The following is a 24414-nucleotide window of genomic DNA, read 5'->3' on the forward strand; positions in this document are numbered from 1 at the left end:
CGCCTAACGACGGCCGATGGGAAACGCAGCGTTGCGCCAGTTGGCGGCGCTCTCCGAGGTGTCGTTCGACGACCTCGACGGGAGAATCGTCGCCGTCGACGCGCACAACTGGCTCTACCGGTATCTGACGACGACCGTCAAGTGGACCCGCGACGAGGTGTACACCACGAGCGACGGCGAGGAAGTCGCCAACCTCGTCGGCATCGTTCAAGGGTTGCCCAAATTCTTCGAGCACGACCTCGTCCCCGTCTTCGTCTTCGACGGCGGCGTCACGGAGCTGAAAGACGACGAGGTGGCTGAGCGACGCGAACAGCGCGAAAAGGCCGAAGAACTGCTCGAAGACGCCCGCGAGCGCGGCGACCACATCGAGGTCGCCCGCCTCGAAGCGCGCACGCAGCGGCTGACGAGCCTCATCCAGCGGACCAGCCGAGAGTTGCTCGACCTGCTCGACGTCCCCTACGTCGAAGCGCCCGCCGAAGGTGAGGCGCAGGCGTCGTACATGGCCCGCCGCGGCGACGCCGACTACGTCGGCAGCGAGGACTACGACACGCTGCTGTTCGGTGCGCCGCTGACGCTCCGCCAGTTGACGAGTTCCGGCAATCCCGAACTGATGGACCTGGACGCGACGCTCGAAGAACACGACCTCACCTACGAGCAACTCGTCGACGTGGGCATCCTCTGCGGGACGGACTTCAACCCCGGCGTCGACGGCATCGGCCCGAAGACGGCGCTCAAGTTGGTGAGAGAGCACGGCGACCTCTTCTCGGTTCTGGAGGCGCGCGGCGAGCACGTCGAGTTCGCCGACCGCATCCGCGACCTGTTCTTGGACCCGCCGGTCACCGACGAGTACGAGTTCGACACCGACCTCGACCCCGACTTCTCGGCGGCGCGCGCCTACGTCACCGAGGAGTGGGAAGTCGACGCCGACGAGGTCGAACGCGGCTTCGACCGCATCGACGACGCGCTCAGCCAGACGGGGCTCGACCGCTGGACCTGACTACCGGAGTTCGACCGAGACGATCTCTGCGGGCGTCTCGCCTCGTCGACGGTATCGGGGGTCGCCCTCACTCGCATCGTCGCCGCTGCCGTCGCCGAAGCCACCGCAGCCGGCGTCTTCGCCGCGTTCGACCTCGAAGACGCGGAGCGAGACCACCAGGCGACCGGGTTCGAGCGTCGCTCGGAGCATCGGCCCCGTCGCGGCGACGACGACGTACGGCGGAGCGGCGACCGGCGGGGCCGCGAGGTCGTACCCGGCGGCGTCGACGCAGCGGGCGAGCAATCCCGGTAACCGGTCGGTGATACCCGCGCGGGCGAGGACGGTTTCGAACGGGGGAACGACGTTCAAGCGGTCGGTCGTCGTCCGCTCGGGCCACCCGGCGGCGACGGCGTCCGCGCAGTTTACGATGTCGGCGAGAAGGTCGGACTCCTCCGAGAGGAGGTGCGCTCGAACGCGCTCGGTGACAGACGACACGGCGGGTGCTCACGCCACGGACACTAAACGGTGACCACCGGAGATGACGTACCATCCCGTAACCCGACCGGTTCCGGCGAACGATTGTCGCAGCATTTATAAACGCTAGCTTATGCTCTCGCGTGGCTATTACGTCACTGTCGATTACTATGAGTACTGAAGAAACATCCTCGATGCAGATGAACGGTCCCGTCGCCGACGTCTCCGCGACGTGGCGCACGCTCGCGGTCGTCGGGGGAATCGTCGCGGTGATGGGCGTTGTCGCCATCCTCGCACCGTTCGTCACGGGCGTCGCCCTCTCGATGCTGCTCGGCGCGCTGCTCGTCGTCGGAGCGGCGCTTCGCGGTATCCACGCGTTCGGCGCTGAGAGTTGGGCTGGTGCGCTCCTGCAGGGCGCGCTCGCGATTCTCTACACCGTCGCCGGTGTGGCGCTCATCGCGAACCCGGTGTACGGTCTCGTCTCGCTGACGATACTGCTCATCGCGTACTTCCTCGTCGACGGGCTGCTGGAGGTCGCGATGGGCCTGCGCCTCCGTCCCGAGGCCAACTGGGGCTGGGTCGTCGCCAGCGGCGTCCTCGGCCTCATCGTCGCGGCGCTGCTGTTCGTCGGCTTCCCGAGCACCGCCCTCTGGGCCGTCGGCCTCCTGTTCGGCGTGAACCTCCTCGCCTCGGGCGTCTCGATGGTGATGGTCGCTATGGACGGCCGCAGCCACGCCCGCGAGGAGAGAACGGCGGCGGCGGCCCGGAGCGCCTGAGCGGAGATTCGACCGACGGAGCCGACGGCGGTCCGCCCGGCGGGCCGCCGTAACTATCCCTAGAACATTCGCGTCGTTTTTAGTCGTTGCGCGCCCCGCATCCGATATGGATCTCAGCGAGATAGAACGGCTCATCGAAGCCAGTATCGAGGGCGCGGACGCGACCGTGTCGAGACCGCGAAGCCCCGACGAGAATCACGAAGACGCCCACTTCGCGGCCGTCGTCGTCTCCCCGGCGTTCGAGGGGAAGTCGCTCGTCCAGCAACACCAGATGGTGTACGACGCCCTCGGTGAACGCATGACGACGGACATCCACGCGATGGAGATCAAGACGTACACGCCCGACGAGTACGACGGGCAGTAGCCGACCGCTCGGCGTCCCGCCGCTTCGACTGCCCACGCCCCCACGCTTTTGCACCGCGCTCGCGTCGGGTCGCACAGCAATGACCGACCGGTTTCGGGACCCAGCGTGGCTTCGCGGCCACGTCGCAGACGTGCTGACGTTTTACTATCCGACCTGCATCGACGAGACCCGCGGCGGCTTCGTCGCTCAACTCGACGAGCAGACGGGCCGCATCTACGACGCCGACTCCCGACATCTCGTCTCCTCTGCGCGGTTCGTCGTCAACTTCGCCCGCGGCGCGCGTCTCGACGAAGCGGCGACGGGCGCCGACGCCGCCGCCGCCGACGCCGACGCGCTGAGTTGGTGCCGCTCCGCGGCGACTCGCGGCGTCGACTTCCTCGCCGACGCCCACCGCGACGCCGACACCGGCGGCTATCACTGGCTCCTCTCTGGGAGCACCCCCGTAGACGGGCGCCGCTCCTGCTACGGCCACGCGTTCGTCCTGCTCGCGTACGCCGAGGCGACGGCGGCGGGCGTCTCCGGCGCACGCGAACGCCTCGAAGAGACGGTCGACGTTATCGACGACCGCTTCTGGGAGGACGAACACGGTCTCTGCCGGAGCGAACTCGACGCCGACTGGAACCCCGTCGAACCGTACCGCGGCCAGAACGCGAACATGCACATGTGCGAGGCGATGCTCGGCGCGTACGAGGCGACCGACGAGCGCCGATACCTCGACCGGGCGCTGACCATCGCGCGACGGATGACCGTCGACCTCGCCGAAGAGACGGGTGGGCGTATCTGGGAGCACTACACCGAGGAGTGGGAGCACGACTTCGAGTACAACCGAGAGAAACCCGACGACCAGTTCCGGCCGTGGGGGTATCAACCGGGCCACCACGCCGAGTGGGCGAAGCTCACGGCCGCGCTCTCTCGACACGGCGACGAACCGCGGCTCCGAGCGCGGGCGACCGAACTGTTCGGGGCGGCGCTCGACGGCTGGGACGACAAGTACGGCGGGTTCTACTACACGCTCGACCGCGAGGGCGACCCGGTCGTCGACGACAAGTACGGCTGGCCGGTCGCGGAGGCCATCGGCGCGGCGGCGGCGCTGTCGGATGTCGTCGACGAGGGCGACCGGGAGCGCTATCTGGAGTGGTACGACCGACTCTGGTCGTACGCCGAGTCGAATCTCGTCGCCCCCGGCGGAAACTGGTACACGAAACTCACGCGCGAAAACGAGTACGTCGACACCGACGAGGGGCCGGCGGTCGAACCGGGCTATCACCCGGTTGGAGCCTGCTGGGAGGCGCTGCGGAGTCTGGACTGAGCCTCAGAGCTGCGGTTCGGTGTCTTCGAGTTCGTCGAGCGTCCGGTTCTGCAGCGCCTCGCCGCTCTCGGCGTCGAAGAGGTGAATCGCGGACTCGGGAATCCGCGCGACGACCGGTTGCCCCGCCTCGACCGAACGCATCCCGCCGATGGTCGCGACGAACGTCGTCGCGCTGTCGGCGGAGAAGTTCAGGTAGACGTTGTTCTCGTTGCCCATCGGTTCGACCACGTCGACGACCGTCTCGTAGTCGTGGTCGCCGTCGGCGTCGGAGACGAGTTCGATGTCCTCCGGACGGATGCCGAGGGTGACGTGTTCGGTCCCTCCGATGCTCTCGCGGGTTCGTTGCGAGATGGGGTAGGCGAACTCGTCGCCGACGAGTCTGTCGTCCCGCACCTCCATCCGAAAGAAGTTCATCGACGGGTCGCCGATGAAGCCGGCGACGAACTGGTTTGCGGGCTGGTGGTACGCCTCCAGCGGCGTCGCCACCTGCTGGAGCTTGCCGTCGTCGAGGATGGCGATGCGGTCGCCCATCGTCATCGCCTCCGTCTGGTCGTGCGTGACGTACATCGTCGTCACGCCGAGGTTCTCCTGGAGGCGCTGGAGCTCCGTCCGCATCCCCGACCGGAGTTTGGCGTCCAGATTCGACAGCGGTTCGTCCATCAGGAACACCTCCGGGTCGCGGACGATGGCGCGGCCGAGCGCGACTCGCTGGCGCTGGCCGCCGGAGAGCTCTCGGGGTTTGCGGTCGAGCAACTCGCCGATGTCGAGCATCTCCGCGGTCTCGGTCACTTTCCGCGATATCTCGTCGTTCGAGAGGTCGGTCGACTCCTCGAGCCCGAACGACATGTTCTCGCGGACGGTCATGTGCGGGTACAGCGCGTACGACTGAAACACCATCGCGATGTCCCGGTCGCGCGGCGACGCGTCGTTGATGACGCGGTCGCCGAGGCGGATGTCGCCGCTGGTCACCGACTCCAGGCCGGCGACCATCCGCAGCGTCGTCGACTTGCCGCAGCCGGAGGGTCCGACGAGAACGAGGAACTCGCCGTCGGCGAGGTCGATGTTCACGTCGTCGACGGCGACGATGTCGGTTCCGTTGTCGTCGAACACTTTCGTGACGTGGTCCAGTGTGAGTTGTGCCATGTTAGGTTTCTCCCGCGACGCCTTCCGCGAACTGTTCGCCGAACAGCACGTAGACGACGAGCGTCGGAAGCGCCGCGACGAACGCGCCCGCCATCTGTAGGTTGTACTGTTGGACCATCGAGCCCTGTAACTGGTTCAGAGAGAGGGTGACGACCTGGTTGCCCGGGCTGGTGAGAAGCACCAGCGCGAACAGGAGGTCGTTCCAAATCTGGGTGAACTGGTAGATGAGCGTCACCGCGAAGATGGGCACCGACAGCGGCAGGATGATCTTCCAGTAGATGCGTGCCACCGTCGCGCCGTCGAGCCGAGCCGCCTCCAGCATCTCCGGGTCGATGGTCGCGTAGTACGACCGAAAGAGGATGGTGCAGATGGGGATGCCGTAGGCGGTGTGGGTGATGATGAGTTCGATGAGACCCGAACGCTCCGCGAGCATCGGGACGGCCGCCAGAATCTCGTCGAGTCCGACCATCGTCCAGAACTGCGTCAAGGGGACGAGTACCGACTGGTAGGGGACGAAGATGCCGGCGACGAACAGCACGATGACCGCGACCTGTCCGCGCCAGTTCACGTTCGTCAGGCCGTACGCCGCGAGCGAGCCGAAAACCGCCGACAGCGCGGTGGCGGGAATCGCCAACAGGAGGCTGTTGAACACGCCCAACTGGAGGCGACTCCACGCCTCGAACCACGGTTCGACCGTAAAGCCAGACGGCGGCGGCGGGACGAACGGCGTCGACCCGATGAACGCCTCCTGGGATTTGAACGCCGTCATCAGACCGCTTTCGAGCGGCGAGAGATAGAACGCGGCCATCGCGGCGAGCACCGCGTACAGTCCGATTCGCTGGAAGTCGATACCGCTCGTCGAATCGTTCGCTGTCTGTGAACTCATAGGTCACCTCGGCTGTACTGGAGGTAGAGGTACGGCCCGATAACGCCGAGCGCCATCACGAAGAGGACGGTGGCGATAGCCGACCCGTACGCCCAGTTCGTCGCGCGGAACGCCTCGCGGAACATCATCACCGAGAGGATGTCCGTCGAGGGGCCGGGCGTCGGCCCGAACAGGACGAACAGGAAGTCGAACGCTTTCAGCGCGAACACCATCAGCACGACCGCGGCGCTCGTCGTCGAGGCGCGCAGTTGCGGGATGATGACGCGGCGGTACATGCGGAGCGTGCTCGCGCCGTCGGTACGGGCCGCCTCGTACTGTTCTGTCGGTATCGCCCGCAGTCCGGCGAGGTAGACGACCATGCAGTAGCCGGAGAACTGCCACATCAGCGCGAAGATGACCGCCCCGAGCGAGAAGCGCGGGTCCGACAGCCACGCGTACGCGAGGAAGTCGAGACCGAGCGACCGGAGGCCGACGTTTATCAGCCCGATCTCGGGGTTGTACATCCACGACCAGAAGATAGCCGTCACGACGAACGAGAGGCTCATCGGCAGCAGGTAGATGGTCCGGAACGTGTTCTCGAACCGTATCTTCTGGTCGACGAGAATCGCCAGCAACAGCCCCAACAGCAGGGTGACCGCGGTGAAGACGATGAGCAGGACGAACGTGTTCTGCGTCGCCGTCCAGAACGTCGGGTCCGACAGCATCTCCTCGTACATCGCGAAGCTCAGAGAGTCGTAGTCGGGTTGGCCGAGGCCGCTCCAATCGGTCAACGAGATGAGGACGTTCCAGCCGATAGCGCCGTAGACGAACAGACCGATGAGCAGCGCCGGCGGGAGCCAGAACGGCAACGACCCGACCAGGTCGCTGTCGAGGGCCTCTTGTACGCGCGAGCGACCGGCGGTCTGTTCTTTCGTCACCGTTCCGCCGTCCGTCCGTGCTTGGCCGTCGGTCCCGACTCCACCCTCGGTCCGCGCGTCGCCGTCGCTGTCGGGAGGGCGGCGGCCACGTCCGAACAGTCGAAAAATAAACTCTCGCATCACTCGCTCCGGTTAGAACGAGTTCGCGATGCGGTCGTACGCGCCGTCGACGTCCCAGTTCTCGTTGAACGCCGCGAACGCTTCCTCGAGGCTACTCTTGACGTCCGGCGAGACGGCGGTGCCGTGCGCGATGGTCGGCGGCTGCGCGTCGGAGTTCTCGAAGTCCTGGCGCTGCTGCTGGAGGAACGGCCCGAACGGTTCGTTCGGCACGTCGGTCCGCGGCGGAATCGACCCCTTGATGGGGTTGAACCGCTCCTGTGCGTCGACGGAGCCGCAGTAGGTGAGGAACTGGCGGGTCGTCTCCGGCGACGGGTTGTTCGTCGGCATGACGAACGAGTCCGTGACGACGGCGTAGAGGCCGCTCGTCCCCGGGAACGGGACGTGCTCCCACTGCTCGCCGTAGTTGAAGTCGTCGGCGCCGTCGTACTGGCCGGCCGCCCAGTCGCCCTGGTGAATCATGGCGGCGTCGCCGTTGATGACTTTGCTGTTACCCTGGTCCCACGTGATGGAGCCCGCGTCCTCGTTGAAGTGGTCGCTGTAGGAACTCAGCCGCGAGAGCGCGTCCTTGACGCCCTGCTCGTGGTTCGAGACGTTACCCTGCGTGAAGTCCAGGTAGGCGTCGATGCCCTGTTCGGCCTGGAAGATGGCCTCCCAGAGCTGGAGCGACGACCACGGCGACTGCGTCTGGTGGGCCATCGGCACGGCGTCGGTGTTGTTCGAGATGGTCTCCATCGCGTCGAGCAGCGCCTGTGGGCTGTCGACGCTCTGCATGTCGACGCCGGCCTCCTCGACCACCGAGACGTTGTAGAACAGGTTGTTCAGCCGGTGGATGTTGATGGGGACGGCGACGTAGCTTCCGTCGGACTGCGCGGCGTCGCGGACGCCCTGGAGGTACGCGTCCTCCATGTCGCCGGACCAGATGTCGCTGATGTCTTCGAGCATGTCGCTCTCGGTGTACGGCGTCAGCGCCTGTCCCGGCCAGATTTGGAACGTACTCGGCGGATTCTCGTTGAGCACGCGGTTCCGGATGACGGTGTCGAGCGCGCTCCCCGCGCCGCCGGGGGCGGGGTTGTTGTTCACGCTCGCGTCCGGATACTCCTCCTGGAACCCTTCGAGCAACGCGTTCAGCGCGTCCTGCTCGCCGCCGGCGGTCCACCAGTGGACGATTTCGAGTTCCTGGTTGCCGCTACCGCCGTCGCCGTCACCGCCGCCGCTCTGATTGCCGCTGTCGTTACCGCTCTGGTTGCCGCCGTCGTCGCCGTCGCTTCCCTGCGAACAACCGGCGAGGGCGGTGACGCCCGCGGTGCCTGCGAGGCCGGTCAACTTCAGATACGAGCGTCGAGAGACGGGTGTGTCGTTATCGGTCATGGTGTATCCTCAACGAGTTACGCGGATATATGTCCCCTATCGATAGTTAAGTATTGTCCTAGGTTTCTTCAGTAACGAGTGAATTGTTATCACGTGTGATAACTGACCGTCTAGCGAACCTGTAACGGTGTCCGAGCGTCTCGCAGACCGGCAGGCGTCGGGCGTCGAGACCCGCGAGATGGTCGGAGAACGGCTCTATCGGTTCGCGCGCGTGTCGTCCGGTACCGGTGGCTTTTACGCCTCAGTCTACGTGGGGGCGACCATGAGCGACGACTACCGCACGGAGCGGGACAGCCTCGGCGAGATGCAGGTACCGGCCGACGCCTACTGGGGCGCACAGACCCAGCGCGCCGTGGAGAACTTCCCCATCTCGGGCATCACCTTCGGGCGACGATTCGTCCGCGCGCTCGGGGTCGTGAAGAAGGCGGCCGCGCAGGCGAACCGCGACCTCGGACTGATTCCCGAGGAGAAAGCCGACGCCATCGTCGAGGCCGCCGACGAGGTCATCGCCGGCGACCACGACGACCAGTTCCCCGTCGACGTGTTCCAGACCGGCTCCGGCACGTCGTCGAACATGAACGCCAACGAGGTCATCGCCAACCGCGCCGCCGAACTCGTCGGCGCGGAGATCGGCTCTCGGGAGGTCCACCCGAATGACCACGTCAACTACGGACAGTCCTCCAACGACGTCATCCCGACGGCGATGCACGTCTCGGCGCTCGAAGCCGTCGAGAAGGACCTGCTTCCGGCGCTAGAGGAGCTCGCCACGGCGCTCGGCGAGAAAGAGGAGGAGTTCGACGGCGTCGTCAAGACCGGTCGAACGCACCTGCAGGACGCGACGCCGGTCCGCCTCGGCCAGGAGTTCGGCGGCTACCGTACCCAGATAGAGAAGGGAATCCGCCGCGTCGAACACACCCGCGAACACCTCTCGGAGCTGGCGCTCGGCGGTACGGCCGTCGGGACGGGTCTCAACACGCACCCCGAGTTCCCGGAGAAAGCCGCGGCGTACATCGCCGAGGAGACGGGCGTCGAGTTCCGCGAGGCCGACGACCACTTCGAGGCGCAGGCCGCCCACGACGCGATGGGCGAGGCCCACGGCGCGCTTCGGACGGTCGCCGGCTCGATGAACAAGATAGCGAACGACCTCCGCCTGCTCGCGTCGGGTCCGCGAAACGGCCTCGGCGAGATAGAGCAGCCCGAGAACCAGCCCGGCAGTTCCATCATGCCCGGTAAAATCAACCCGGTCGTCGCCGAGGCCGTCAACCAGGTCCACAAGCAGGTCGTCGGCAACGACGCCGCCGTCGCCGCGGGTGCGGCGGAGGGCCAGATAGACCTCAACCTCTACAAACCCGTACTGGCCCACAACTTCCTCGAATCGGCGTCGCTGCTGTCGAACTCGGCGACCGTGTTCGCCGACCGGTTCGTCCGCAAACTCGAAGCCAACGAGGAGTACGCCGCCGAACAGGTCGAGCGGAGCATGGCGCTGGCGACGGCGCTCAACCCCGCCATCGGCTACGACAAGGCGTCGAAAGTCGCCAAGAAAGCGCTCGCGGAGAACAAGACGGTCCGCGAAGTCGCCGTCGACGAGGGGTACCTCACCGAGGAGGAGGCCGACGAGGTGCTCGACCCCGAGAGGATGACCCACCGAGGCATCCTCGGCGACGACTGAACGAGCGAAACGGGCTCGGTTCTCGTTAGTGAACGACAGCTGACTGCGCGTGACACAGTGTCGCCGAGGCGAAATCAGCAGACGGCGACACGACGCGCCGACGGGTCACGAAACCGGCGAAAAGCGACATCTTGATGGGGTGTGCGCGTGATTTTCCCGTCATGGTCGGGATGAACGTCCTACGCGAGTCGAAGGGCCGCGACATGTTGCTGTGCCGAAAGTGCGGAGCCGAGTTCCCGGAGGGTCAGGCCACCCGAGACGGTTGGCACTATCGATGCCCGGAGGACGACTGCGACGCCGAAGGACTCGGCGAGGGACTTCGGCGCGCCTGAGCGCGCCTCGCAAACCGCATCGCCACGAGAACGCCCCACTGCGGCCCTTCGAAACGTCGGCAGCGGGCGACCCCGCCCGTGCCGGACGCTCTCATCACTCACGTTCTCCCCGTCTCCTCACCACCGAGAGGGCGCCTCCGACGACGCTCCGCGGACGGGAGACTGAACCATTTTTACGCCCCCCGCGCACAGGGAGAGACAATGACGGAGTACGACTACGAGGAGCTCGGCCTCGTCGCGGGGCTGGAGATTCACCAGCAGCTCGACACCGCGACGAAGCTGTTCTGCGACTCGCCGACGGTGCGCCGCGAACCCGAGGAGGCGACGCGAACGTTCACGCGCTATCTCCACCCCACGCGGAGCGAACTCGGCGAGATGGACGAGGCGGCGCTGGAGGAGAGCCGCGTCGACCGCGAGTTCGAGTATCTCGCCTACGACACCACCTGTCTCGTCGAGGAGGACGACGAACCGCCGGCGGAACTCGACGGCGAAGCGCTCGACGTGGTGATGCAGATCGCGGAACTGATGGAGATGTCGGTCGTCGACCAGGTTCACGTGATGCGCAAAATCGTCGTCGACGGGTCGAACACCTCGGGGTTTCAGCGCTCGTCGCTCGTCGCCCAGGACGGCGAAATCGAGACGAGCGAGGACGCGGTGGGCATCGAGGACCTGATGCTCGAAGAGGAGTCCGCCCAGCGCATCGAAGAGCGCGACGACGGCGTGCTCTACGGCCTCGACCGCCTCGGCATCCCGCTGGTCGAAATCGGCACCAAACCGGACATCGCCTCGCCCGAGCAGGCGCGGGAAGCCGCCGAGACCATCGGGATGCTGCTCCGGTCGACGGGCAAAGTCAAGCGCGGGCTCGGCACGATTCGACAGGACGTCAACGTCTCCATCGCCGACGGCGCGCGCGTGGAGATGAAGGGCGTCCAGAGCCTCGACGACATCGACGACATCGTCCGAAACGAGGTCGGCCGACAGGTCGAACTGCTCGCCATTCGCGACGAGTTACAGGAGCGAGACGCCCGCGTCGGCGACCCGCAGGACGTGACCGACGTGTTCGCCGACAGCGATTCCGGGGTCATTCGCGGCGCGCTCGATTCTGGAGGAAAGGTCACAGGGGTTCGACTCGCCGGCTTCGACGGCCTCGTCGGGCGCGAACTCCAGCCGGACCGCCGCCTCGGCACCGAACTGTCGGACCACGCCAAGCGCCACGGCGCGGGCGGCATCTTCCACACCGACGAACTGCCCGCCTACGGCGTCACCGAGGAGGAGGTCGAAGCGCTCCGCGAAGCCGTGGGAGCCGAGCCCGACGACGCGGTGGCCATCGTCGCCGCCGACGCTCAGACCGCGGACCTCGCCATCGACGCCGCCGCGGCGCGTGCGGAGGCCGCCATCGAGGGTGTCCCCGAGGAGACGCGCGGCGCGAACGACGACGGCACGACGCGCTACCTCCGGCCGCTGCCGGGCGCGGCGCGGATGTACCCCGAGACGGACGTGCCGCCGGTCGAACCGGACCCCTCGGAGGTCGAGACGCCCGAACTGCTCACCGAGAAGGTCGACCGCTACCAGTCGGAGTTCGGTCTCGACGCGGGACTCGCCGAACAGGTGGCGTACGGCCGCCGGATGCCGCTGTTCGAGCGAGCCGTCGACGACGGCGCGGACCCGACGTTCGTCGCCGGGTTGGTCGAGAGCACCGTGACCGAACTGCGACGCGACGACGTAGCCGTCGAGAACCTCGACGACGGCCACCTCCTGGCGGTCGTCGAACTCGTCACCGACGGCGACCTCGCCAAAGAGGGCGTCAACGAAGTGCTGACCCTCTTGGCGGAGAACCCGCAACTGTCCGCCGAGGAGGCCGTCGAGGAGGCGGGCCTCTCGGGCGTGAGCGAGGACGAGGTGCGGGACGCTGTCGTCGGCGTCGTCGAGCGTAACGAAGCACAGGTCGAGGAGGAGGGAATGGCCGCCTTCTCGGGACTGATGGGCGAAGCGATGGGCGCGCTCCGCGGCCGCGCCGACGGCGAAGTGGTGAGCAGCGTACTCCGCGAAGAGATTCAAAAGCGCGCCTGAGTCGCGAGCGCCCCGATTCTGTCGGTTGTTTTGGTTCCGACCGCGATTCACCGGTCCGTCGGCTCGCGTCCGCTACGCCGTCTCGACGGGGGAGAGGGTTATACAGCCGGGGCTCCGAACCGTTACCTCGAACCCCTCGTAGTCGAACGTGACGACTCGTCCGTTCGGTCGCGCTCCCGTGGCCGACTCGCCGAACAGCGTTTCGAGCGCATCGGGGTCGACGGCCGTGTACAGCGGGGTGATTTCGGTGGGAGAGCTGTTGCGTAGCGCCGAAACCGTCCGGACGAGCTCTTCGACGACGGAGTCGACGCACGGGTTGAACAGCGTACAGTAGTCGCTCGGAATCGAAGCACCGCTCACGTAGTTCTGTGCCGACATCAGACGGGTTACGGAACCGAGGCAAATAACCCGGCGTATCCCCCCAAATTTGGCTGCTTCCACTCGTTCGAGAGAGTCGTCTCGGCGAACCGATACGTCGACCGAACGCCGAGACGGCGAAACGAGGAAACGGAGCGGTCACTCCTCGCCGAGTTCCTCGACGAGCGTTTCGACGCTGTAACTCTGTAACACCCGTTGGCTGTCGCGCAGCGTCGAGATGACGTACGTCGAGTTCGTCCGGTCGACTTCCTCGATCGACTCGAACTCCGAGATGAGTCGCTCGACCATCTCGCTGCCGGTCAGCCGAGCGATGACGATGAAGTCCGTCTCGCCCATCGTGAAGTACGTCTGCGTGACTCCTTCGACCGCCATCAGCTTCTCGCCGACGTCCTCGTACGACCCGCTGTAGTCGGCCAGGACCTCGACGATGACGGTGACGCCGAGTCCGAACTTCTCCAGGTCGACGTCGTAGAGGTCGTTCTCGATGATGCCGTCTTCCTTCAGGTTGTTCAGCCGGTAGTGAATCGTCGACACCGGGATACCCGTCGCTTCGTGGAGGCGCTCGGGGCTACCGGTCCCGAGGTCGGAGATGGCCTTCAGAAGCGTGATGTCGCGTTCGTCCATTGCGAACCGATTCGACCGTCGACCCTATGTAGCCACCGACGGGGGCGAGTTGGACGATTCTCCAACGATTGTGGTCCACGGGGCAGGTATCTACAGCGACCGCGACGGCAGTAACCCTCACGTTCTATCGGATGGGATTTTGTTGTAGTCAGATTTAATAAGGAGCGTAAATTACGAACGTGATACGAATCCATGTCTCTTCGCCGGCTCTATCGCCAACATTCGACCGCAGTGTTGTTCGCCTTCCTCGCCGCGTTCTGGGGCACCTCCTTCGTCGCCATCGAAGTCGGTCTCCACTACGTCCCGCCGCTGTACTTCGCGGGCGCGCGGTACGCCGTCGCGGGCGCGGTCGTCTTCGCGTACGCGTACGCGAAGGCCGACCGGTGGCTCCCCTCGGGACGCGACGAGTGGCTCGTCGTGAGCATCGCCGGACTGTTCCTCATCGGCGCGTACCACGGGCTGCTGTACCTCGGTGAGCTCCGCATCTCCGGTCCCGTCGCCGCCGTCGTCATCAGCCTCACGCCCATCCTCACGGCCGTCTGCGCGAGCGCGCTCCTCCCCTCGAACGACCTCGGCACCGCCGAACTCGCCGGTCTCGGGCTCGGTCTCGTCGGCGTCGTCGTGCTCGTCGCCCCCGACCCGACGGCGTTCGAACTCGGGTCGGCGCTCGGCGTCGCGCTCGTGTTCCTCAGCGCCGTCTCGTTCGCGCTCGGCGCGGTTCTGACCCGGCCGTTCGACTCCGACCTCCCGCTCGTCTCGATGGAGGCGTGGGCGATGCTACTCGGCGCTGGGTCGCTTTTCGTCGGCGGTGCGCTCCGCGGCGAATCGCTGTCGGCGGTTCACGTCACCCCGGTCGCCGTTGCGTCCTTTCTCTACCTGACGTTCGTCTCCGGCGTCGTCGGTTTCCTGCTCTACTTCGAACTGCTCGACCGGACCGGCCCGACCGAGATAAATCTCGTCGGCTACGCCGAACCGGTCGTCGCGACGCTGGCGAGCGCGGCGCTCGTCGGGCACGTCGTCGAGACGAGCGCAGTCGTCGGTTTCGTCGCTATCTTCGCCGGCTTCGCCGTGTTGAAACGCGACGCGCTTCGGGAGTTCGTCACGCGGGACGTGCCGGCAACCAGCGACGTGTACCCGGACGCGGACTAGCCGTCTCCGGTGGGGCTCCGCTCAATCGGCCGAAAACGGCGACCGTCGGGTCGTCACGGTCTCTTCGACCTGCGTCCAGACCAACACCGCGCCGACGGCCGCCAGCGCCGCCCCGAAAGCGAACGGAACGGCGAACCCGAACGAGACGAGAAAGCCCGCCGACAGCGGGCCGAACGCGACGCCGAAACCGAACGCCATCGTCAACACCGAGAGCGTCGTCCCCGACTTGCCGTCAGGCGCGAGGTCGCCCGCGAGTGCGAGCGCCGGCGCGAACACCATCGCACCGGCGACACCCTGCCCGAAGCGGGCGGCGAACATCAGCCACGGATCGTACAGCACGCCCTGGACGAGCGTCGTCGGAATCAACAGCACCATCCCGACCAGGATGAATATCCGCCGACCGTAGAAGTCGGTCGCCCGGCCGATCGGCACCTGGAGGAATATCTGGGCCAACACGAACGCCGCGAACTGGAGCCCGAACAGCGTCGGCCCCTGGTCGAGCCGCGTGTTGATGATGTCGCCCAGCGTGGCGAACAGCGCGATACCGACCGCCATGAAGAAGGAGACGACGCCGAGCGTGAACACCGGGTCGAGCACGCCTCGGCCGCTACGGTCGAACACGGAGAAGCTGTCCAGCGCGCCCCCGTCCTCGCCGGGCGACGCGTCCGCGGTGACGTTCTCGGGGTCGCGGATCAACCAGAGAATCAGGAAGAAACTGAGGCTCGCGGTCAGCGTCGCGAAGTAGAACGCGGCGTCGAAGCCGCTGAACTGAAGCTGCGTCCCGCCCGCGCCGACCGCGTACGGACCTGCGGAGACGACGGCACCGGCCGCGATGGGGCCGACGCCGAAGCCGACGAGTCTGAACGTGTTGTACGTCCCCATGTTGCCGCCGCGGTTCGTCTCCGAGGCCAGGTCGTTGACGAGCGCGACGGTGGTCGGGATGATGAGCGCGCCGGCGACTCCCTGGAGCACGCGCAAGCCGACGAGATGCCAGTACGACGACGCCAGCGAGTACGAGAAACTGGCGACGCCGATGAGCAGCAAACCGACGAGGACGAATATTTTGCGCCTGCCGGTGCGGTCGGAGAGCCGCCCGGTAAAGGGCTGCAGCGGGCTGTTGACGAGGCCGAACAGCGAGAGGACGATACCGGTGATGGCGACTTCGGTCAGCCCGAACGTGTTGCCGGTGACGAACTCGCTCCCGATGAAAAGCGGGAGCACGACGATGAGAAACGAGTTGCCGACCGACTCGGTCATCCGCGCCAGCGCCAGCGCCAGCACCTGCGGGTCGACTCCCAACCGGTTCGAGGTCACTCGGACCTCACCGAGGCTGTCACACTCATACACACGGTTAGAGGCATCAGCCCAATACGGTTGTGGAAGCGGCGGTCGGCGAGTGCACCTATCTGAGCGAGCGCCGGCGACCACAGCGGCTCCGAAAGCGACCGTCCGGGCGGTTACGCCGCGTCGTCGGGGACGGGACGCCGCAAAACTATTTGGACCGCTCGCGTGTCTGGACGGACATGCCCATCTACTTCGAGGATTTGGAGGTCGGAGCGACGACCGAGTTCGGCGAGTACGAAGTGACCGAAGACGAGATAATCGAGTTCGCCGAGCGCTACGACCCGCAGTTCTTCCACGTCGACCCCGAGCGCGCCGCGGAGACGATGTACGGCGGCCTCATCGCCTCGGGGTGGCACACGGCGTCGATGACGATGCGGATGCTCGTCGACGGCTTCCTCTCGAACGCCGCCTCGATGGGCGCGAAGGGCGTCGACGAACTCCGGTGGTACCGCCCGGTGCGGCCGGGCGACGTGCTGACGCTGCGAAACGAAGTGCTGGAGAAGACCGTCGAGAGCGACGAGCGCGGCCTCGCGCACGTGCGGACGACGACGCTGAACGGCGACGGCGAGGAGGTGTTCTCGATGGTCGGACTGGTGATGTTCGGTCGAAAACCGGAGTAGGTCGAGCTATCGCCAGCGGTCGGGTTCGTCGTGCTTTTCGAGCAACTGGCGTCGGTGTCGGAGTTGGCGGTTCGTCCGCCGAAAGAGGCCCAGAAGTGTCGAAATCTCGCGGTCGGTCGGGTGCGCTCGGCCGACCAATCGGCGCATCAGCCGCGTCGTCTTGTCGCGTTTGTGCTCGTCGTAGCCCGTCGCGTCGAGCAGGTCGCCGAAGAGGTCGTAGAAGCGTTCGATGTCCTCCTCGGGCGCGCGCGACAGCTCCACGTCAGGCAACTGCGTCTCCTCGACGGTCAGTTCCCGAAGTTCGTACATGAGCACGGTGGCGGCCTGTCCGAGGTTGAGCACGGGGTACTCCTCGCTCGCGGGAATCGAACAGATCTCGTCCATCCGCTCCAGTTCCCCGTTGTCGAGGCCGGTCCCCTCGCGACCGAAGACGAGCGCGGTGCGCGTCTCGACCTCTTTCAGGCTCTCGCGGAGTTCGACCGGCGTCTTGAACGGGTAGCGGACGTGGCGGCGGCTGTCCTCGTTCGTGATGGCCGTCGTGGCGACGGTGTGGTAATTTTCGACGATATCGTCGAACTCGACCGTCTCGGCGTTCGGCAGGATGTCCTCGCGGGCGTGGCCGGCGAACCCGTAGGCGTCGCCGTCGCGGTGCAGTTCCGGGGGGTCGACGAGCTTCAGTTCCGAGAGCCCGAAGTTCTTCATCGCCCGCGCGATGGTGCCGACGTTGCCGGGCGTCTTCGGGTCGACGACGACGACGACCGGTTTCCGCCCGCTCATTTCTTCGGGTACTGCTGGCCGAGGTCCACGCCGTCGAAGTCCATCTCCTCGGGTTCGTCGTCGCCTTCCTCGTCGTTGTCGTCGCCTTCGTCCGCGTCGGGACCGTACTCGCGCAGGTCGATTCGCTCGCCCTCGAACTCCTCGTTGATTCGTTGGTGGAGTTCGTTCGCGTCGGGGGGACTCGGCAGGTCGTCGGGGTCGGTGTCGACGTGTTCCATCCCGCCGTAGCCGTCGGGCGCGCGGCCGCCGTCGGCGAACCACTCCTGGAACTCGTCGCGGAACAGCTCGTCGCCGACGAACTCGCGGCCGCCGGCCTCGCGGAACCAGTAGAGGAGGTCCGCCTCGTGCTCGTCGCAGAGGACGACTTCGTTCAGCGGTTCGCCGTAGACGATCGTCGCCTGTCGGCAGCGCTCGACGTTCTCCTCTCCGTGGACCAGGTAGCAGGCCTGGCACGGTTTCTCGACGAGCAGACTCAGGCGGAGGAGTCGCTGTCGGGGGTCCTCCGGAATCTCGTCGAGCGGTTTGAACTCTCCCTCCTCGGTGAAGATTTCGGACTCCTCGAACCGCCAGCCGCGGAGTCCGACGCTGACTTTCGCCATTACGCGGTGGTAGCCGGTCGCCGGATAAAAAGCACGTGACTTCGGCGGTTCGGGGGAGCGAGAGCACGAGCTATTGCGACTGAACCTCGCGCTCGGCCTGCTGAAGCCGCGACACCCGGTCGCTTACGGACGGGTGGGTCCGCAGGAACGTCCGGTAGACGAACGCCTCGTATCGGTCCGAGTAGTACGTCAGTGTCGCCGGTTGGTCGCCCTCCGCGCCGAGCATGATGGGGTCGTCCGGTTCGACCTGTTCGGGGGAGACGACGGTGAACGCGGCGACGCTCTGGGCGCTGCGGAGGTCTTCGACCGGGTGTTTCCCGAGTTCCGTTTCGATGGACGCGAGCGCGCTCGCAAGCGACGCCGGGTCGCCGGTGATGGCGACGGCCCCGCGGTCGGCGGCGAGTTCGCGCACGCGGGAGAACGACGCGATGAGCGACCGGCCCACGAAGGAGAACAGGCCGGCGACGAGCGCGACGATGGCCGAGAGAAACGCGACGACGAAGACGAGGCCGCGACCTCTGACTGCACCGCCGCTACCGCTGGTGAGTCGCTCGCTGGTCGCGCTCGACAGTTCGTGCAACCGGCTGGCGACGGCCGTCGGCACCGAAATCGCGGTCATCAGCGCAACGTCGCGATTTTTCACGTGCGCGAGTTCGTGGGCGACGACTGCCCGGAGCTCCGCGTCGTCGAGTGCGCGGAGCATCCCGGGCGAGACGACGAGTGTCGCGCCACCGGCCGTGTAGCCCGTGACGAACGCTTCGGGTGCATCGTCGTCGGAGACGGCGATGGCGGGCATCGGGAGGTCGGCCTGCTGGGCGACGCTGCGGACGACGCGGTGGAGGCGCGGCGCGGTTTCGGCGTCGACTTCGTAGGCGTCGGCCTCGCGGACGACGCGTGCGCCCTGCGTGAGTTCGAGCGCGCCGAACCCGAGGAGGACGACTGCAGCGCCGACGGGCGCGACGACCATCGGCCAACCGAAGAACGCCGCAAGTCCGGCGAACCCGGCGACGAGGGCGGCGGCGAACGCGAGGGAGACGACGCCGAGGAGGACGGTGGCGAGCGCCATGCGAACGAGGAGGGACCGGTCCATACGTCTACTGGTCATTCCGGTATCATAACTCCGTCGTCGACCACGACTACCGACACCGGACTGCCTATCACGGAGGCGTTCTACGGGGGAGACATGCGAAACGTGGACGCCGCCGGTCTCGGCATCGGCGACGACTATCCGCCACGAATCATGGGCGTGCTCAACGTCTCCGAGGAGTCGCCGTACGAGCCGAGCGTCTTCGACGACGCCGCCGAAGCCGCCGACTACGTCGACACCGCGCTCATCGACGAGGGCGCGGACATCGTCGACGTCGGCCTCGAATCCGCGAACAAGCGCTTCGAGGTGCTCTCCGCCGAACAGGAACTTGACCGCCTCGACACCGCCGTCGAGGTGCTCGACCACGTCTCCGGCGACGCGGTGTTCTCCATCGAGACGCGGTACCACGAAGTCGCCGACGAGGCGCTCTCGCGCGGGTTCGACATGGTGAACGACATCTGCGGCTTCGCGGACCCGAAGATGCCCGAGGTGTGCGAAGCCCACGATGTCGCCGTCGCGAAGATGGCGAGTCCGCCGGACCTCGAACGCCCCGGCGCGGTCGAGGAGGTCGACGACATCTACGAGGCGCTGAAGCAGAACGGCCTGACGGACAAGACCATCGTCGACCCGGCGTTCGGCGGGTGGTCCGAGGCGAAAACACTAGAGGACGACCGCGAGACGTTCCGCCGCCTCCGGGAGTTCCGCGGCCTCGGTCAACCCATCTTAGTCTCCATCAACCGCAAGAACTTCCTGCGCGAACTCGCCGGTCGGTCCACCGAGGAGGCGCTGCCGGTCAGCCTCGCGGCCACGTCGATGGCCGTCGAACGCGGCGCACACGTGATTCGGACCCACGACGTCGCGGAGACGCGCGACGCGGCGCTCGTCGGCGCGGCGTTCAAACGCGAACGCGTCCGCGAGGCGGGCGCAGTCGAGGTCGAAGAACTCGACGTGACGACGCCGCGGGAGGCCGCCCGCCACATCGAGCGCGTCGGCGGCGACCCCCGGGCCGCACCCGATGCCGTCTCGAACGTGTTCGAGTTCGCGTCGTTGTCGCCGGAGCAGCGCGGCGCGCTCGTCGCGGCGACGAAGGAGTCGGGGGCGATGCTCGTCGGCGGCGAAAGCGGTCGGACGCTGCTCGTGGGGACGCCGGGGGCTCTCGTCCGGACGTCGGTCGCCGCATCGGGCGTCTCGGAGGCGCTCGACGCGGTGTTGGCCGAGATAGCGGAGACATTCACGTACGAGAAAACTTATGCCGAACGCGCCTGAACCGGAGAAGTGGACGCCGGAACGGCACGCGGGTAGGGGTACTTGGTGCCACTCCGGCCCATACCGTATTATTATTGCCGAGCGCTCGCGCCGTGAGCGCCCACGCCGCGACCACCCACGCCGCGACCACCTACGCCGCGACCACCTACGCCGCGACCGCTCCCGCCGAAACCGCGCAGTCGTGACGCCGCCGACAGCGACGGCCGACGAGCGGCGCCCCCGAGCGCGACGGAGCGAGCCGTGAACTTCGAGACGTGGGAACCCGTCTACGAGCGGATTCTCGCCGACTTCGGCTTCGACCGCAGCGCCGACGAACGCGCCCGAGACGACCTGGCGAGGTTCGCCGAACCGTTCGACGAGTCGCGTCTCCGCGTCGTCGACGGGGCGACCGTCGCCGTCGTCGGTGCCGCGCCGTCGCTTCCCGGCGAGGTCGACCGCGCAGCCGACGCCGACTACGTCTTCGCCGCCTCGACGGCCGCCGACGTTCTTCGCGACCGCGGTGTCGCCGTCGACCTAATGGTGACCGACCTCGACAAGAACCCCGAGACGGCCCGCGAGTTGACCCGAGAAGGCGTCGCTGTGACCGCGCACGCCCACGGCGACAACCGGCCGGCGATACGCGAGTGGGTGCCCCGGTTCGACTCGGAGCACGTGCTGGCGACGACGCAGGCGGCCCCCGTCGGACCGGTCGTCGACTACGGCGGGTTCACCGACGGCGACCGGGCGGCGTTTCTGGCCGACGAGTTCGGAGCCGAGGAGTTGACGTTCGTCGGCTGGCAGTTCGACGACCCGACGGTCGACGAGGCGAAAGCGAGGAAGCTCGCGTGGGCCGAGCGGCTGCTCGGCTGGTTGGAGCGACGCCGCGGCGAGCGGTTTTCGGTTCTCGACGGCCGCCGGCCGTCGCTCGACCCGCTCACCTCAGAGAGCGAAGTCGACGACGAGAGCCAGCAGTAACAGATACCGGAGCACGAGCAGGCGTCGCGCTTCGGAGCGTCGGCACGGAGTCGAACCGCGAGGTGACCGTTTGGGCGGGTTCGTCCGGCGTCCGCCGGCCGCTCGCGGGGCGAGTTTCACGGCGAATCGCTGACCGGTCCTCGGGCGAGCGGTGTCGACCGGACCGAATCGGCGTCCGCGACGGTGAACGACTCGGTATCCCCGTTTCCGGAGGTTCCGTTAGGTGCCGTCGCGTTCGTCTCGTCGGGCGTTGCCGCGTCTGTTTCGTCGGTGGAGGCCGTCGCGTTCGCCTCGTCGGGAGTGGTCGCGTCCGAAGTCGACGGCGGGAGGCTCGCTCCGCTCTGTTGCCCGGGCGTGTCGGTTCCGGCGTCCTCGGCGACGCTGATGGCGACGTCGATGTCGGCACGGTCGGTGTAGAGCGCGTAGGTGACTCCGCCACCGAACGCCGAGAGGAACACGCAACACAGCACGGCGAATGCGACGACACGACCACCGGGGCGGTTCACCGCGTCACCTCCGCAGCAGCGTCGTCGGTCGGAGCGTCTACACCGGCGTAGACCGCATGGAGGCTCGAATCGGGCTCTGCGTCGGCCACCGCGTGGGCGTACAGCACGTCGCCGTCGACGACGAGGAGCGTGCCGTCGTGCTCGTCGGCGACGAGCGGTCGGCCGACGGTGGCGGCGATAGCGGAGAGCTCGTGGCGCTCGCTGACCTCGATTCGCGGCAGGTCGGCGACCCCGGACGAGAGCCGGACCCTGGCGAGGGCGACGGTGGAATCGGTACCCGTGGGGCGTTCCGAACTCCCGGCGAGGGACAGTTCGCCAGCGCCGGTCGAGTCGCCCGAATCGCCCGAATCGCCCGAGTTGCCGCCACCCTCGCTCGACGAGGACGCGTCACCGAGACCGAACCGACGGGCCAGGAGCAACAGCAGCGCTGCGGTGAGTGCGCCGGCGGCGACGGTGACCGAGAGCGGGTCCTCGCCGGTCACGCCGACGTAGCCGGCGTACACGCCGAGAACGGCTAACAGCACCGGAGAGAGGGTGAGGTCTGCTCGCGTCAGCGTGATACCGGAGTCGGACGAGTCGGGTCGGTCGGACGAGTCGAGTCGGTCGGACGGGTCGGGTCGGTCGGCCGGAGTCGTCTCTGTATCGGATACGTTCATGGGTGTGGGTTCGGTTGCGTCGGTCGGTGAGTCGTCGTCGGACGACGCGGCGGAAGCAGCGTCGACGCCAGTGCGTTCGCTCGTCACTTTGTCCTCGGGCGCGCGAGTCTCCGCGTGGTCGCCGCGGCGAGCGTGGAGAAAGCCCCGGAGTTCGGTTGTCGCGAGGAATCCGAATGGGACGAGCACGAGCGCGACGAAGCCGACGGGGGTGTCGGCGAACGTGGAGACGTAGCCGACGTACGGCAGCGTCAGGACGACTCGGCCGATGACGGCGTCGGCAGCGACCGGAGCCGGGTCGACGTCCTCGTTGGCGTCGCCTTTCGTGACGAACCGGCGCTCCGCCCCGTTCCGTTCGACATCCACGACGCGGTGGGTGACCGGCGTGTCGCTCGTCTCGGAGCGATGGAACGTGATGACGTCGCCCTCCGCGATCCGTTCGGGGGCGACGCTCCCGACGACGACGGCGTCGCCGGGTTGGATGTCGGGCGACATGCTGGCCGAGAGGACGACGTAACTCTGGTCCGCGCCGACGACCTGCGGCACCGCGTAGACGACGAACGGGGCGACTGCGCCGACGAGGAGGAGCGCCGCGAGTACGTTGAGCACTTTTCGGGAGCGGCCATCGAGGAGGTTCATTCGCCGCCTCCGTCGCCCCGTCCTCTGTTCCCGTCGCCGCTGCTGCTCCCATTGCCTTCTCCGTCGTTGCCGCTGCCATCACCGTTTCCGTCGCCACCACCGTTTCCGTCGCCACCATTGCCACCGCCACCACCTCCGTTGCCACCGCCCCCGTTGTTGCCGCCTTCGGCGACGAACTCGTCGCCACTCCACTCGAACTTGACGCCGCTGGAGCCGGCGGGGCAGGGCCGTGAGGCGGTGAGCGACGAATCCGGCGTTCCGGTGCCGACTTCGACGTACTCGGGACCGGTCGTCGCCGGGGAGTACTCGAAGTACTCGATTCGCTGACCGGCTTTGAGGACGACGTACCTCACGGGGTCGGTCGACTCCCACGTGAGCGCGACGACCTCGCCGGGCTCTTTCTCGACGAAGTTCGAGAGGGTGACCGCGTCGTCCGAGACCTCGCCGGAGTCGCTACAGAACGCGACGAAGCTGATGGCCTTCTGGTCGGTCGGCGGTTCGGGCGTCGGAGTCGACGTCTCGCCGCAGCGTTCGGACCACGGACTCGTCGTCGAGTCGACGTGACGCGCTTGTTCGGCGTAGAGCTGGAGCGTCAGGTCGAGCGTCCGACCGCGAACTTGTCCGGGAGAGACACCGTTGCGGTCAGGGGGCAGCGAGACGGCGAGGGTGAGACAGACCTCTTCGTCGGGGCGGGCGGGTGATCGAGTCGCCAGGACGCCGTCGGCGATCGCTTCGAGGACGTCCGCGAGCGTCCCCGTGAACTCGTCGTCTGCGAGCGTCAGGGTCGCGTCGAGCGCCGACGCCAGCGGGTCGGTGGTCGGACACGCCCGAAGCCAGAGCCACGCCGGGTTCGACGAGACCGACAGACAGACTGTTCGCTCGCTGACGCGGCCGTCGTCGCGGAGATTCTCGAACGAGAGCCGAGTGGCGCTCTCCGTGCCTGTCGTCAGCGCGAGTTCGCCGCCGCGAAGCAGCGTCGTCGGCGCGGATTCGCCGTCGCCGAGCACCGCGCCGGTTCCCGCCCCGACGAGTCCGCCCGCTGCGCCGACCGCCGTCAGCGCCGCGAGCAGGCGGCGGCGACTCACCTCCGGCTCGTCGGTCATCTCGTCGCTCCTGTCCGGGAAGCGCTCCCGAGTCGTCGTGCGTCCTTCGTCATAGTGTTCCCCCGGGGGAGTCCCACCGACGGAGTCGAACCGTCGCGTTACCGCTGTGGGGTTGGTCTCCGAGCGGTGGCACGGAGCACGGATATCGCGTCGCGGCGAACCGGTATAGGTACGAGCCGCCGGATACGGGCTAACGGTCGGTTCGGCGGCTTTAACCGATAGTTTGGCCCGTCGAAGACGAACCGTGAGGACGGTAGGCACACCGAACCGAATCCACAGGCGACCGGAGACGGACCGGTACGCACCGCCGG

General features: G+C 67.1%; 25 protein-coding genes. 11 read left to right on the forward strand and 14 right to left on the reverse strand.

What is annotated here, in order from left to right; genetic code table 11:
- The first annotated feature begins 16 nt into the window (after positions 1–16).
- Complete coding sequence (fen, locus tag FCF25_RS05705; RefSeq protein WP_137047621.1) at positions 17–997, forward strand: flap endonuclease-1; 981 nt, start codon at positions 17–19, stop codon at positions 995–997.
- Here the strand turns inward: fen and FCF25_RS05710 are convergent, their stop codons facing one another.
- On the reverse strand, positions 998–1471 hold the full coding sequence (locus tag FCF25_RS05710) for a hypothetical protein (protein ID WP_137047623.1): 474 nt from the start codon (positions 1469–1471) through the stop codon (positions 998–1000).
- A 149-nt stretch (positions 1472–1620) separates the two neighbouring features.
- Between FCF25_RS05710 and FCF25_RS05715 the strand changes: the two genes are divergently transcribed.
- From FCF25_RS05715 to FCF25_RS05725, 3 genes are all read left to right on the forward strand, one after another.
- The gene (locus tag FCF25_RS05715) at positions 1621–2226 is read left to right on the forward strand and encodes an HdeD family acid-resistance protein (RefSeq protein WP_217353093.1); all 606 of its coding nucleotides are present in this window, start codon (positions 1621–1623) and stop codon (positions 2224–2226) included.
- A gap of 106 nt (positions 2227–2332) precedes the next feature.
- On the forward strand, positions 2333–2590 hold the full coding sequence (locus tag FCF25_RS05720) for a BolA family protein (protein ID WP_117595196.1): 258 nt from the start codon (positions 2333–2335) through the stop codon (positions 2588–2590).
- A gap of 79 nt (positions 2591–2669) precedes the next feature.
- Entirely contained in the window at positions 2670–3899 is a 1230-nt protein-coding gene (locus FCF25_RS05725; protein ID WP_137047624.1) for an AGE family epimerase/isomerase, read from the forward strand.
- A 3-nt stretch (positions 3900–3902) separates the two neighbouring features.
- Here the strand turns inward: FCF25_RS05725 and FCF25_RS05730 are convergent, their stop codons facing one another.
- The 4 genes from FCF25_RS05730 to FCF25_RS05745 are packed head-to-tail and all read right to left on the reverse strand — an operon-like array spanning position 3903 to position 8333.
- A complete protein-coding gene (locus FCF25_RS05730; RefSeq protein ID WP_137047626.1) occupies positions 3903–5042 on the reverse strand; it encodes an ABC transporter ATP-binding protein in 1140 nt (379 codons plus the stop codon).
- A 1-nt stretch (position 5043) separates the two neighbouring features.
- Complete coding sequence (locus FCF25_RS05735; RefSeq protein WP_137047628.1) at positions 5044–5928, reverse strand: carbohydrate ABC transporter permease; 885 nt, start codon at positions 5926–5928, stop codon at positions 5044–5046.
- On the reverse strand, positions 5925–6965 hold the full coding sequence (locus FCF25_RS05740) for a carbohydrate ABC transporter permease (RefSeq protein ID WP_137047630.1): 1041 nt from the start codon (positions 6963–6965) through the stop codon (positions 5925–5927). Before FCF25_RS05740 ends, FCF25_RS05735 begins: the two co-directional genes overlap by 4 nt.
- Positions 6966–6977: 12 nt before the next feature.
- Positions 6978–8333 carry an ABC transporter substrate-binding protein gene (locus FCF25_RS05745; RefSeq protein ID WP_117595201.1) on the reverse strand — a complete coding sequence of 452 codons (1356 nt, stop codon included), beginning with the start codon at positions 8331–8333 and terminating at the stop codon, positions 6978–6980.
- Positions 8334–8595: 262 nt separating this feature from the next.
- Here FCF25_RS05745 and FCF25_RS05750 point away from each other — a divergent pair, with 262 nt between their 5' ends.
- From FCF25_RS05750 to gatE, 3 genes are all read left to right on the forward strand, one after another.
- Positions 8596–10002, forward strand: coding sequence for an aspartate ammonia-lyase (locus FCF25_RS05750; RefSeq protein ID WP_137047632.1), 1407 nt, complete (start codon positions 8596–8598; stop codon positions 10000–10002).
- Between the two features lie 203 nt (positions 10003–10205).
- A complete protein-coding gene (locus FCF25_RS15960) occupies positions 10206–10334 on the forward strand; it encodes an HVO_2901 family zinc finger protein (RefSeq protein WP_305794154.1) in 129 nt (42 codons plus the stop codon).
- Positions 10335–10535: 201 nt separating this feature from the next.
- Positions 10536–12404, forward strand: coding sequence for a Glu-tRNA(Gln) amidotransferase subunit GatE (gene gatE / locus FCF25_RS05760; protein WP_137047634.1), 1869 nt, complete (start codon positions 10536–10538; stop codon positions 12402–12404).
- A gap of 72 nt (positions 12405–12476) precedes the next feature.
- Here the strand turns inward: gatE and FCF25_RS05765 are convergent, their stop codons facing one another.
- Positions 12477–12782, reverse strand: a complete 306-nt coding sequence (locus FCF25_RS05765; RefSeq protein WP_117595204.1) for a HalOD1 output domain-containing protein — start codon at positions 12780–12782, stop codon at positions 12477–12479.
- A 138-nt stretch (positions 12783–12920) separates the two neighbouring features.
- The gene (locus tag FCF25_RS05770) at positions 12921–13406 is read right to left on the reverse strand and encodes an Lrp/AsnC family transcriptional regulator (protein WP_117595205.1); all 486 of its coding nucleotides are present in this window, start codon (positions 13404–13406) and stop codon (positions 12921–12923) included.
- A gap of 192 nt (positions 13407–13598) precedes the next feature.
- Between FCF25_RS05770 and FCF25_RS05775 the strand changes: the two genes are divergently transcribed.
- A complete protein-coding gene (locus FCF25_RS05775; RefSeq protein ID WP_137047636.1) occupies positions 13599–14555 on the forward strand; it encodes a DMT family transporter in 957 nt (318 codons plus the stop codon).
- 21 nt (positions 14556–14576) lie between these two features.
- Here the strand turns inward: FCF25_RS05775 and FCF25_RS05780 are convergent, their stop codons facing one another.
- Positions 14577–15812, reverse strand: a complete 1236-nt coding sequence (locus tag FCF25_RS05780) for an MFS transporter (RefSeq protein ID WP_137049364.1) — start codon at positions 15810–15812, stop codon at positions 14577–14579.
- 266 nt (positions 15813–16078) lie between these two features.
- Between FCF25_RS05780 and FCF25_RS05785 the strand changes: the two genes are divergently transcribed.
- Positions 16079–16519, forward strand: a complete 441-nt coding sequence (locus FCF25_RS05785; protein ID WP_117595207.1) for a MaoC family dehydratase — start codon at positions 16079–16081, stop codon at positions 16517–16519.
- A 6-nt stretch (positions 16520–16525) separates the two neighbouring features.
- On the opposite strand, the gene FCF25_RS05790 is transcribed toward FCF25_RS05785, so the two are convergent.
- From FCF25_RS05790 to FCF25_RS05800, 3 genes are all read right to left on the reverse strand, one after another.
- Positions 16526–17296: an RNA methyltransferase gene (locus FCF25_RS05790; protein ID WP_117595208.1), complete on the reverse strand. Its 771-nt coding sequence runs from the start codon at positions 17294–17296 to the stop codon at positions 16526–16528.
- Positions 17293–17895: a hypothetical protein gene (locus FCF25_RS05795; RefSeq protein ID WP_137047638.1), complete on the reverse strand. Its 603-nt coding sequence runs from the start codon at positions 17893–17895 to the stop codon at positions 17293–17295. Before FCF25_RS05795 ends, FCF25_RS05790 begins: the two co-directional genes overlap by 4 nt.
- A gap of 70 nt (positions 17896–17965) precedes the next feature.
- On the reverse strand, positions 17966–18985 hold the full coding sequence (locus tag FCF25_RS05800; protein WP_217353094.1) for a M48 family metalloprotease: 1020 nt from the start codon (positions 18983–18985) through the stop codon (positions 17966–17968).
- A gap of 93 nt (positions 18986–19078) precedes the next feature.
- Here FCF25_RS05800 and folP point away from each other — a divergent pair, with 93 nt between their 5' ends.
- Both folP and FCF25_RS05810 read left to right on the forward strand, forming a co-directional pair.
- Entirely contained in the window at positions 19079–20248 is a 1170-nt protein-coding gene (folP, locus tag FCF25_RS05805) for a dihydropteroate synthase (protein ID WP_137047640.1), read from the forward strand.
- A gap of 240 nt (positions 20249–20488) precedes the next feature.
- On the forward strand, positions 20489–21202 hold the full coding sequence (locus FCF25_RS05810) for a 6-hydroxymethylpterin diphosphokinase MptE-like protein (RefSeq protein ID WP_137047642.1): 714 nt from the start codon (positions 20489–20491) through the stop codon (positions 21200–21202).
- A gap of 116 nt (positions 21203–21318) precedes the next feature.
- Here FCF25_RS05810 and FCF25_RS05815 read toward each other — a convergent pair whose 3' ends face one another.
- From FCF25_RS05815 to FCF25_RS05825, 3 genes are read right to left on the reverse strand one after another with little or no spacing between them, the layout of a single operon-like run.
- Positions 21319–21708: a hypothetical protein gene (locus FCF25_RS05815; RefSeq protein WP_137047644.1), complete on the reverse strand. Its 390-nt coding sequence runs from the start codon at positions 21706–21708 to the stop codon at positions 21319–21321.
- Entirely contained in the window at positions 21705–23000 is a 1296-nt protein-coding gene (locus FCF25_RS15790) for a signal peptidase I (protein ID WP_217353095.1), read from the reverse strand. Before FCF25_RS15790 ends, FCF25_RS05815 begins: the two co-directional genes overlap by 4 nt.
- The gene (locus tag FCF25_RS05825; protein WP_137047646.1) at positions 22997–24103 is read right to left on the reverse strand and encodes a hypothetical protein; all 1107 of its coding nucleotides are present in this window, start codon (positions 24101–24103) and stop codon (positions 22997–22999) included. Before FCF25_RS05825 ends, FCF25_RS15790 begins: the two co-directional genes overlap by 4 nt.
- Between the last annotated feature and the right edge of the window lie 311 nt (positions 24104–24414).

Source organism: Haloprofundus sp. MHR1, assembly GCF_005155585.1.
GTDB lineage: Archaea > Halobacteriota > Halobacteria > Halobacteriales > Haloferacaceae > Haloprofundus > Haloprofundus halophilus.

Excerpts from the sequence above, each read along its gene's own strand:
- fen (WP_137047621.1), top strand. The coding sequence starts at position 17 with ATGGGAAACGCAGCGTTGCGCCAGTTGGCGGCGCTCTCCGAGGTGTCG.
- FCF25_RS05715 (WP_217353093.1), top strand. The coding sequence starts at position 1,621 with ATGAGTACTGAAGAAACATCCTCGATGCAGATGAACGGTCCCGTCGCC.
- FCF25_RS05720 (WP_117595196.1), top strand. The coding sequence starts at position 2,333 with ATGGATCTCAGCGAGATAGAACGGCTCATCGAAGCCAGTATCGAGGGC.
- FCF25_RS05725 (WP_137047624.1), top strand. The coding sequence starts at position 2,670 with ATGACCGACCGGTTTCGGGACCCAGCGTGGCTTCGCGGCCACGTCGCA.
- FCF25_RS05730 (WP_137047626.1), bottom strand. The coding sequence starts at position 5,042 with ATGGCACAACTCACACTGGACCACGTCACGAAAGTGTTCGACGACAAC.
- FCF25_RS05735 (WP_137047628.1), bottom strand. The coding sequence starts at position 5,928 with ATGAGTTCACAGACAGCGAACGATTCGACGAGCGGTATCGACTTCCAG.
- FCF25_RS05740 (WP_137047630.1), bottom strand. The coding sequence starts at position 6,965 with ATGCGAGAGTTTATTTTTCGACTGTTCGGACGTGGCCGCCGCCCTCCC.
- FCF25_RS05745 (WP_117595201.1), bottom strand. The coding sequence starts at position 8,333 with ATGACCGATAACGACACACCCGTCTCTCGACGCTCGTATCTGAAGTTG.
- FCF25_RS05750 (WP_137047632.1), top strand. The coding sequence starts at position 8,596 with ATGAGCGACGACTACCGCACGGAGCGGGACAGCCTCGGCGAGATGCAG.
- FCF25_RS15960 (WP_305794154.1), top strand. The coding sequence starts at position 10,206 with ATGTTGCTGTGCCGAAAGTGCGGAGCCGAGTTCCCGGAGGGTCAGGCC.
- gatE (WP_137047634.1), top strand. The coding sequence starts at position 10,536 with ATGACGGAGTACGACTACGAGGAGCTCGGCCTCGTCGCGGGGCTGGAG.
- FCF25_RS05765 (WP_117595204.1), bottom strand. The coding sequence starts at position 12,782 with ATGTCGGCACAGAACTACGTGAGCGGTGCTTCGATTCCGAGCGACTAC.
- FCF25_RS05770 (WP_117595205.1), bottom strand. The coding sequence starts at position 13,406 with ATGGACGAACGCGACATCACGCTTCTGAAGGCCATCTCCGACCTCGGG.
- FCF25_RS05775 (WP_137047636.1), top strand. The coding sequence starts at position 13,599 with ATGTCTCTTCGCCGGCTCTATCGCCAACATTCGACCGCAGTGTTGTTC.
- FCF25_RS05780 (WP_137049364.1), bottom strand. The coding sequence starts at position 15,812 with ATGACCGAGTCGGTCGGCAACTCGTTTCTCATCGTCGTGCTCCCGCTT.
- FCF25_RS05785 (WP_117595207.1), top strand. The coding sequence starts at position 16,079 with ATGCCCATCTACTTCGAGGATTTGGAGGTCGGAGCGACGACCGAGTTC.
- FCF25_RS05790 (WP_117595208.1), bottom strand. The coding sequence starts at position 17,296 with ATGAGCGGGCGGAAACCGGTCGTCGTCGTCGTCGACCCGAAGACGCCC.
- FCF25_RS05795 (WP_137047638.1), bottom strand. The coding sequence starts at position 17,895 with ATGGCGAAAGTCAGCGTCGGACTCCGCGGCTGGCGGTTCGAGGAGTCC.
- FCF25_RS05800 (WP_217353094.1), bottom strand. The coding sequence starts at position 18,985 with ATGGACCGGTCCCTCCTCGTTCGCATGGCGCTCGCCACCGTCCTCCTC.
- folP (WP_137047640.1), top strand. The coding sequence starts at position 19,079 with ATGCGAAACGTGGACGCCGCCGGTCTCGGCATCGGCGACGACTATCCG.
- FCF25_RS15790 (WP_217353095.1), bottom strand. The coding sequence starts at position 23,000 with ATGAACCTCCTCGATGGCCGCTCCCGAAAAGTGCTCAACGTACTCGCG.
- FCF25_RS05825 (WP_137047646.1), bottom strand. The coding sequence starts at position 24,103 with ATGACCGACGAGCCGGAGGTGAGTCGCCGCCGCCTGCTCGCGGCGCTG.